The sequence below is a fragment of the Chamaesiphon polymorphus CCALA 037 genome, assembly GCF_003003845.1.
GTDB classification, from domain to species: Bacteria; Cyanobacteriota; Cyanobacteriia; order Cyanobacteriales; family Chamaesiphonaceae; genus Chamaesiphon; species Chamaesiphon polymorphus.
The window spans coordinates 1-2,736 of the sequence record NZ_PVWO01000645.1 but is presented as its reverse complement, the minus strand read 5'-3'; the positions used below and the strand labels follow the sequence as shown (position 1 = coordinate 2,736).

Here is a 2,736-nt window from a genome sequence, read left to right as displayed (position 1 = left end):
CCGCCATGTCGGCCCCCGTACCAAGATCGCTGTCGATACCTTGGAGGGCGACGTAGACCCGGTAGGCGCTTGTATCGGCGCGCGCGGTTCGCGCATTCAAGTAGTCGTCAACGAACTGCAAGGCGAGAAAATCGATGTGATTCGCTGGTCGCCCGATCCTTCGACCTATATTTCTAATGCCTTGAGTCCCGCACGCATCGATGAGGTGCGATTGGTCGATCCCGAAGGTCGTCAGGCGCATGTCTTGGTACCCGAAGATCAATTGAGCCTCGCGATCGGTAAAGAAGGCCAAAATGTCCGACTGGCAGCGCGATTGACTGGTTGGAAAATTGACATCAAAGATGTCAATAAGTACGATTCCGTGGCGGCGATGGCCGAGGTTGAATCGCAACGTCAAGCAGACTTAGAAGATCGATCGCGCTATCAACCCGATTATCAAGATGCTGGCTACACGGAAGAAAACTATTAAACTAGTTACATAGTAGAATTTCAAGCAGCAATTGTAGATACTACTCGCCATTGCTGCCTGCTAAATCGCTCTTAAAACTATGTAAACTCCCGTTAGCATATGGTTTTGACCCGATCTGAAGTAGCATCGACATCCATGCAAGTAACTTGGCTGGGGCACGCTTGCCTGCTGGTCGAGACACCCCATCACAACCTGATTACAGATCCTTGGCTCGTGGATCCTTGTCTCTATGAGATCGTGGTTCACGCTCAGGAGCCAGGGAAAACCCTCGACAGCTTGCCAAAAATCGACACGATCTGCATCACTCATACCCATTACGACCATTTCGATCCGCGCACCTTGCAGCACCTCAATCGGCAGGCAACGGTGGTCATCCCACCCAGTCCAGCGCGAAGGTTAGCTGAAAAGCTGCGGAACTTAGGATTCACCAACATTATCAGCCTGCCGGATTGGCAATCTACCGAGGTGGGAGGGCTAAATATTACCAATGTGCCGTCCTGCGGCATCCCTGAAGAGTGTGGATTTCTGATTGGCGACGGCACCAGCACCATCTTCCACGCGGCTGACTCGATCTACTGGCCGCACAGCAAACGCCTGAAGCAAACCCCGATCGATCTGGCATTCTTGCCTTACACTGGCTGGGATATTACAGGCGTCATCGGTATCAACGAGTTAAAGCAGTGGCAGCCGAATTGGGACGAAACAGCCCAATGGGCGACATCAATTGGCGCGCAGACAATCGTCCCCGCATCTTGCGACCAATTTTGGTCGCCGCAGAGCCTGCAATGGCTCAACGATCGCATTCACCCCGGTACGCCAGCAGCCTTTGCCGAGGCGATCGCGACCCACGCACAGCAGCACCCTGAATTTAAGTCAGAGGTGGTGGTAATGACCCCTGGCAGCACCTGGAGTCGGTCTTTGGGCTTCAAGCTCGCCCCGCCACCCAGCGCGCCGCCCACTTTGCCAGAGCCATTAGTAGTACCAACCGATCGAGCTGGTGTCACTCAAGCGGATGTCTTGGCATCTGCGCGGGAATTCGTTAGCTCTCGTCGTCGCCAACTGTTTGCCCTGACTAATCAGGGCTTGACGTATATCTACGGCGTGTTAATCTTCCTCAGCACGTCCTACACCTTTTATCTCAAAGATTTAGACGTCTATCTGCGGATGCGACTGTGGACGCCACAAGGTATCGATCTGATTCCCGCAACGCAAGTGAAGCCACAGACACTGGTGATGGAAATGAGTGCCCAGGATGCTCGCGACCTGTTTGCCAGACGGATCGATATGGAAATGCTCGTCATGGCTGGACGACTCAAAGTCCGCTGCGGTCGAGAAAATCCCAATTTACTCTCCTTTTACGCGCTGGAATATCTATTCGTTAAGGATGATTATACTGACTTACTTGCCCATTCTCAAAATATGGCATTCCGATAATTTCCATGAGTAGTAACATTGCGATCGCCAACTCGATTTCAGAAATTAACAACTGTTTTCCAGTGATGAAAGAGTTACGTTCTCATTTAGAATTGCCAGATTTTATCGATCGAGTTCACCGCCAGCAACAATTATTTAATTATCAGCTTGCTTACCTGCAAGTTAATGAAATTGTGCGCGCGGTGGCTGGATTTAGAATATCTGAATCTCTCGCTTGGTATAAGTTTTTGTATGTAGACGATCTGGTGAGTAGCTCCGATAATCGATCGCAAGGTTACGGCTCGGACTTATTTAATTGGCTGATAGAATACGCTCGTGCCGAAAGTTGTCAGCAATTGACTCTAGATTCGGGCGTCCAAAGATTTGCCGCCCATCGCTTTTATCTGCGTCACCGGATGGAAATTTCTAGCCATCACTTTGCGCTGCACTTATGACAGCATTGGTGATGTTTTACTAAATATTGAATTTGCGTAACGAGGGAAAGTGCTAAAAGATTGGCGGCGGTGTGTATGTTGTCGGAAAGTCGCTCATAAAAAGGAGTTTTGGCGAGTGGTAAAAGCTCACCCCTCCAATCTCATTAAGATCGATCTAGGCAATGCAGTCATTCAGGGACGCTCGGCTTATTTATGTCCGACGGCTAGTTGTTTGCAAATAGCTCAGAAAAAAAACCGCATCGGTCGATCGCTCAAGGCAAAAATTAGTGAGGAGATTTACCAACAATTAGAATCGATCTAAATAGCCTACGATTGAAATCGTTGCTAGTGATGCAAAGTCCGCCTTGTATGTTAGAGAAGGTGGTAGATCGATGGAGCCTGGGTCAAAAAGACCGTCGC

Annotated in this window: 3 protein-coding genes and 1 pseudogene; all 4 read left to right on the top strand. The window is 49.8% G+C overall.

Annotated features, from left to right (window positions below):
* Positions 1 to 469: pseudogene (nusA, locus tag C7B77_RS27695) on the top strand (transcription termination/antitermination protein NusA); the annotation flags it as partial.
* A 99-nt stretch (positions 470 to 568) separates the two neighbouring features.
* Complete coding sequence (locus C7B77_RS27690; RefSeq protein WP_106312646.1) at positions 569 to 1,903, top strand: MBL fold metallo-hydrolase; 1,335 nt, start codon at positions 569 to 571, stop codon at positions 1,901 to 1,903.
* A 5-nt stretch (positions 1,904 to 1,908) separates the two neighbouring features.
* Entirely contained in the window at positions 1,909 to 2,337 is a 429-nt protein-coding gene (locus C7B77_RS27685; protein ID WP_106312643.1) for a GNAT family N-acetyltransferase, read from the top strand.
* A 49-nt stretch (positions 2,338 to 2,386) separates the two neighbouring features.
* Positions 2,387 to 2,638 carry a YlxR family protein gene (locus C7B77_RS27680; protein ID WP_106312640.1) on the top strand — a complete coding sequence of 84 codons (252 nt, stop codon included), beginning with the start codon at positions 2,387 to 2,389 and terminating at the stop codon, positions 2,636 to 2,638.
* Positions 2,639 to 2,736: the final 98 nt, after the last annotated feature.